This window comes from Streptomyces sp. SID5785 (genome assembly GCF_009870065.1).
In the GTDB taxonomy this organism is placed as follows: domain Bacteria; phylum Actinomycetota; class Actinomycetes; order Streptomycetales; family Streptomycetaceae; genus Streptomyces.
Window position 1 is genome coordinate 1 of the sequence record NZ_WWIA01000043.1, and the last position, 5,677, is coordinate 5,677.

Genomic DNA, 5,677 nt, shown 5'->3' on the forward strand with positions numbered 1-5,677 from the left:
CCCGTCGGCGGGCAGTACACATGCAGCCCCTCGTGCTCCTTGTGCACCGTCAACTCGCCCTCGCACGTGGTGACCTCACCGTCGTACGCGAGCGGGGTGCCCGGCGTCACGCCGTCCACGTGCAGCCGGGTGACCCGGGTCGCCGCGTGGACGGGGGAGCGGGACAGCGGGCCCGCGAGCGCCGCAGCCAGCAGCCGTAGGCCGGGCAGCCGCCCGCCGTCGACCGTCCGCACGTCGAGCAGTCCGTCGGCGAGGTCGGTGCGGCGGCCGTTGGTGAGCCCCATCCGCCGGTAGATGCAGTTGCCCGCGAACAGCAGCCACATCGGGCGGCGCTTGCCGCCCGCGAGGATCTGCAGCGGATGGTCCCTGCGCAGCACGTGCACCGCCGCCACGATCTCCGCGAGCGGCCCGCCGATCCGGCCCGACCAGCGTTCCCGCTCGCGCACCAGCTCCGGATAGACACCCAGGCTCAGCGTGTTGAGGAAGACCCCCGAGGTGCCGCCCGAGCGGAAGCGGCCCAGGTCCACGGCGACCGCGTCGCCGTTCTCCACCGCCCGCACCAGATCGCCGGCCTCCTCCACGCCCAGGTCGAGCGCGAAGTGGTTCAGGGTGCCGCCGGGCAGCACCGCGAGCGGCAGCCGGTGCCGCGCCGCGATCTCCGCCGCCGTGTTCACCGAGCCGTCCCCGCCCGAGACGCCGAGCGCGCGGGCCCGGGTCGCCGCCCGTTCCAGCTCCGTCGCGAGGTCCGCGCCCTCGCACTTCACGAACTCGGCGCGGGGCAGCGCGTCCTCCAGGGCCCGGACCCGCTCGGGGCTGCCGGCCTGCGTGTTCACCACCATCACGAGCCCCTCGCCGCCCGGCAGCGCCGGCACCCCGTCGACCACGGGCCGGCCCGGCGACGGGAGCTGGTCGCGGGTCGGCACCATGCCCCGTATCGCGTAGGCCGCACCGATCCCGAGCGCCGCCCCCGCCACCACGTCACCCGGGAAGTGCGCGCCCGTGTACACGCGCGACGCCGCCACCGAGAACGCCACCGGGGCGAGCACCGCACCCCAGCCCCGCGACTCCATGGCCACGCCCGTCGCGAACGCCGCCGCGGACGCCGCGTGCCCCGACGGGAACGACGTCGTGAACGGCTGCCGGCGCAGCTGCCGCGCGAGCGGCACCGCGTCCAGCGCCGGGCGCGGCCTGCGCACCGACCGCTTGCCCAGCGTGTTGATCGTCGCCGAGGCCAGCGCCAGCGAGGCCACCCCGCGCACCGCGGCCCGCCGGGCCCGCGGCGACCCGCTGAGGGCCAGCGCGCCACCCGCCGCGAACCACAGCGCCCCGTGGTTCGCGGCCCGGCTCAGCCGGGGCAGGACGCGCTCGGCGCCGGGCCAGTGCGCCCCGGCGGCGAACTCGAAGGCGCGCAGGTCGAGCCGGGCCAGGCGGCCGCCGGGCAGCCGCCCGGCGCCACTCGGGCCCGCACTCCTGGACATGAGGTCACGCAGTGATCGCATGCCGGACCACTACCCAGCCGGCGTGATCCCACGTCCCCGTCCCGCCCCGACCACCGGGATGCCGCGCGGCGGCGGGAAAAGCGAGTTGCCCGCGACACGCCCGGCCGCACAGAATGCGCAATCATGGGACATCTGGAAGCCGCGCACCTCGAGTACTACCTGCCGGACGGGAGGGCGCTGCTCGGCGACGTGTCGTTCCGCGTCGGGGAGGGCGCCGTCGTCGCCCTCGTCGGGCCCAACGGGGCGGGCAAGACGACGCTCCTCAGGCTGATCTCCGGCGAGCTCCAGCCGCACGGCGGCGGCGTCACGATCAGTGGCGGCCTCGGTGTCATGCCCCAGTTCGTCGGCTCGGTCCGCGACGAGACGACCGTGCGCGACCTGCTCGTCTCCGTGTCCACCCCGCGCATCCGCGACGCCGCGGGCGCCGTCGACCGGGCCGAGCACGGCATCATGACCGTCGACGACGAGGCCGCGCAGATGGCGTACGCGCAGGCGCTCTCCGACTGGGCCGAGGCCCAGGGCTACGAGGCGGAGACGCTGTGGGACATGTGCACCACGGCCGCGCTCGGCATGCCCTACGACCGGGCGCAGTTCCGCGAGGTGCGCACCCTCTCCGGCGGTGAGCAGAAGCGGCTCGTCCTCGAGGCGCTGCTGCGCGGCACGGACGAGGTCCTGCTCCTCGACGAGCCGGACAACTACCTGGACGTCCCCGGCAAGCGCTGGCTGGAGGAGAAGCTCCGCGAGACCCGCAAGACGGTCCTGTTCGTCTCCCACGACCGCGAGCTCCTCGCCCGCTCCGCCGAGAAGATCGTCAGCGTGGAGCCCGGCCCCGGCGGGGCCGACGCCTGGGTGCACGGCGGCGGCTTCGCCACGTACCACGACGCGCGCCGCGAGCGGTTCGCCCGCTTCGAGGAGCTGCGCCGCCGCTGGGACGAGAAGCACGCCCAGCTCAAGAAGCTCGTCCTCAACCTGCGGCAGGCCGCCGCCGTCTCCCACGAGATGGCGTCCCGGTACGCGGCCGCCCAGACCCGGCTGCGCAAGTTCGAGGAGGCGGGCCCGCCTCCCGAGCCGCCGCGCGAGCAGGACATCACCATGCGCCTCAAGGGCGGCCGCACCGGCGTGCGCGCCGTCACCTGCCAGGGCCTGGAGCTGACCGGCCTGATGAAACCCTTCGACCTGGAGGTCTTCTACGGCGAGCGGGTCGCGGTCCTCGGGTCGAACGGCTCGGGCAAGTCCCACTTCCTGCGCCTCCTGGCCGGGGACGGGTCCGTCACGCACACCGGTGCCTGGAAGCTCGGTGCCCGCGTCGTGCCGGGCCACTTCGCGCAGACCCACGCCCACCCCGAGCTGCAGGGCCGCACCCTGCTCGACATCCTGTGGCGCGACCACGCCAAGGACCGCGGCGCGGCCAGCGGCCTGCTGCGCCGCTACGAGCTGACGGCCCAGGCGGAGCAGGCCTTCGAGCGGCTCTCCGGCGGCCAGCAGGCCCGGTTCCAGATCCTGCTCCTGGAGCTCGCGGGCGCCACGGCCCTGCTCCTCGACGAGCCCACGGACAACCTCGACCTGGAGTCCGCCGAGGCGCTCCAGGAGGGCCTCGAGGCGTTCGACGGCACGGTCCTCGCGGTCACCCACGACCGCTGGTTCGCCCGCTCCTTCGACCGCTTCCTCGTCTTCGGCTCCGACGGCCGGGTCCGCGAGACGCCCGAGCCGGTCTGGGACGAGCGCCGCGTGGAGCGCGCCCGCTAGCGACGTCTCGCCGTCGCGCCCTTACGCTGATGCGTCGAAGGACCGGGGACGAGGCATCGGGGGAGTCGCGGTGGACAGAACGTCCTTCCGTACGGGTGACGTCGGCGAGGCGATGCAGGCGATCCAGGACGCGTTCTACACGAACCGGCTCGACGTCCTGGCCCGCCCGGAGCGGTTCGGCGCCGCCTTCGAGGTGCTCGAACTCGACGGGATCACCCTCGGCGACCTCGTCTGCGGCGCCGATGTCAGCGTCCGCTGCGGCGAGTTGGGCGCCTACCACGTGAACATACCCGTGGGCGGCCCCATGGCCTGGCACCAGGCGAGCCGCCCCGAACAGATCACGGCGCCCGGCTCCGCCGCCCTGTTCCAGCCGGTCGGGTCGACGTCCGTGGACCGCTGGGCGGGCGACGGCCGGATCATCGCGCTCAAGATCGACCGCCGCCTGCTGGAGAGCCGGATCGAGGAGCTGACCGGCCGGCCGCCGCGCACCCCCGTCGTCCTCGACCGGGAGCTCGACCTGACCACCGGCCGCGGCCGGGCCTGGGCCCGCCTGGTCCGCAGCCTCGTCGCCGACCTGCACGACGACGCCCGGCTGCTGACCCACCCGCTCGTCGCGGCCCCGCTGCGCGACGCCGTCGTCAACGGACTGCTGCTCGCCGCGGGCCACCGCTACCGCGACCAGCTCGACGACCCCGCGCGCCCGCTCGGCCCCGCCCCGGTCAAGCGCGCCGTCGAGGCCCTGCGCGCCCGCCCCGACCACCCCTTCACCACCATGGAGCTCGCCGCGGAGGCCGGGGTCGGGGCCCGTCGGCTCCAGGAGGCCTTCGGCCGCTACGTCGGCATGCCCCCGATGGCGTACCTGCGCGCCCTGCGGCTGGAGCGGGTGCACGAGGACCTGCGCGCCGCCGACCCGGGGAGCACCACGGTGAGCGCCATAGCGCACAGCTGGGGCTTCGGACACCTCGGCCGCTTCGCCGAGCAGTACCGGGCCCGGTACGGGTGCGCGCCCTCGGTGACACTGCGCTCCTGACTCCGGGCGGGCCGGGCACCCGGCGCGGGCCGGGTGCGCTATCCGGACAGCGGGCGCGCTCAGCGGATCGTCCGGGCGGCCGCCGGTGGCCTACGGTCGAGCGGTCACCGGGGGCCGGTCCCCGGCCCCGGCGTGCGAGCGCCCGGGCCGCCGACCGTGACGGATTCCGGTGACCACCCGGCCCGGCCCCCTGTGCCGGGCCGGCACCTGCCCGCGGGCTCGGCCTCCCCCCGGACAACGCCGGGCCCGTGGCGCAGGAGCGACCGTCACCGGCCCCGGCCGCCGACCGCGTGCCCGTGCCTGTGCCCGTGCCCGTTCTCATCTCTTCTCCTCTCTTCGTCTCCTTCTGTTCGTCCCCCCTTCGGCTCTCCGACGGCCTTCCGGCGCGCCCCCGCGCCCCGGTGGTGTGACCCTGGGACTGATGTGGCCCTTCGACCGGCGCCCGCACCGACCCGGCGGCGCGACGGCAGGCATCCGACGCACGGCACGGAGGCGGCATGCGGCACGCGGACCGCGCGGCCCGGGACACCGGGACGCACCTCGACCGGGGACCCGTGCGCTACGGGCCGGTCCTGCCGGAGCCGGGCCTTCCCGTGCTGCCCGAGCTGAGCGCCGTCGTCGCCGCGGCCGCCGGCCGGCCCTCGCCGGAACCGCCCGGCGGACCGCCCGCCCTCCTGGAGGCGGCCTGCGGCTACTGGCTGCGCCGCGGACTGCCCACCGAACGCGACCGGGTCGTGGCGGCCCCGGGCGCCGCCCCGCTGCTGCTCGCCGTCACCGCCGCGCTCGGCGGCGACGTCCTGGTGCCCCGGCCCTGCCCCGCGTGGTGGGTGCCGCAGGCGCGACTGCTGGGCCGGGACGTGTTCCATGTGCCGACGCCCGCCGAGTGCGGCGGCGTCCCCGACCCGTACGCCCTCCTGGAGACCGTGCGCCGGGTGCGGGACGAGGGCGGGGCGCCCCGGCTGCTCGTGCTGTCCGTCGCCGACGACCCGACCGCGACGGTGCCGCCGCCCGAGGTGCTGCACGAGGCGGTCGAGGCCGCCGTCGGGGAGGGGCTGCACGTCGTCAGCGACGAGACCTGGCGGGACACCGTGCACCCCGGTGCCGACACCGTCCTGTTCGGGCCCGCCGAGATGTACCCCGACGCCGTCACCGTGCTCACCGACCTGACCGGCGCGTTCCTGCCGCCGTCGCTGCCCGCCGCCTGCGCCCGCTTCCCCGCGACCGCGCGGGGCGCCCGGCTCGCCGACCGGGTCCGCGACGTCCTCACCGCCACCGGCGCTCTGCTCGCCGCCCCCGTCGCGGCCGCCGCCGGCCACGCCCTGGCGGAGCCCGAGGGCGTCACCGCCCGCCGCACGGCCGCCGTCGCCCTGCACGCCCGCCTCGCCGGCGCCCTGCACGCGGC

The 5,677-nt window shown here is 76.3% G+C and carries 4 protein-coding genes; 3 read left to right on the plus strand and 1 reads right to left on the minus strand.

From position 1 onward, the window contains the following. Positions 1-1,478, minus strand: a 1,478-nt coding sequence (locus GTW43_RS01545) for a phosphatase PAP2 family protein (RefSeq protein ID WP_161299722.1), incomplete at its 3' end; no start/stop codon positions are given. A gap of 144 nt (positions 1,479-1,622) precedes the next feature. Between GTW43_RS01545 and GTW43_RS01550 the strand changes: the two genes are divergently transcribed. From GTW43_RS01550 to GTW43_RS01560, 3 genes are all read left to right on the plus strand, one after another. Beyond that, positions 1,623-3,245: an ATP-binding cassette domain-containing protein gene (locus GTW43_RS01550; protein WP_161299719.1), complete on the plus strand. Its 1,623-nt coding sequence runs from the start codon at positions 1,623-1,625 to the stop codon at positions 3,243-3,245. 70 nt (positions 3,246-3,315) lie between these two features. Then, positions 3,316-4,275 carry an AraC family transcriptional regulator gene (locus tag GTW43_RS01555; RefSeq protein ID WP_161299720.1) on the plus strand — a complete coding sequence of 320 codons (960 nt, stop codon included), beginning with the start codon at positions 3,316-3,318 and terminating at the stop codon, positions 4,273-4,275. Positions 4,276-4,772: 497 nt separating this feature from the next. Then, the coding region (locus GTW43_RS01560; RefSeq protein ID WP_161299721.1) for an aminotransferase class I/II-fold pyridoxal phosphate-dependent enzyme at positions 4,773-5,677 on the plus strand (905 nt) is incomplete at its 3' end.

Coding starts and splice junctions, on each gene's coding strand:
- GTW43_RS01550 (WP_161299719.1), top strand. CDS start 1,623: ATGGGACATCTGGAAGCCGCGCACCTCGAGTACTACCTGCCGGACGGG.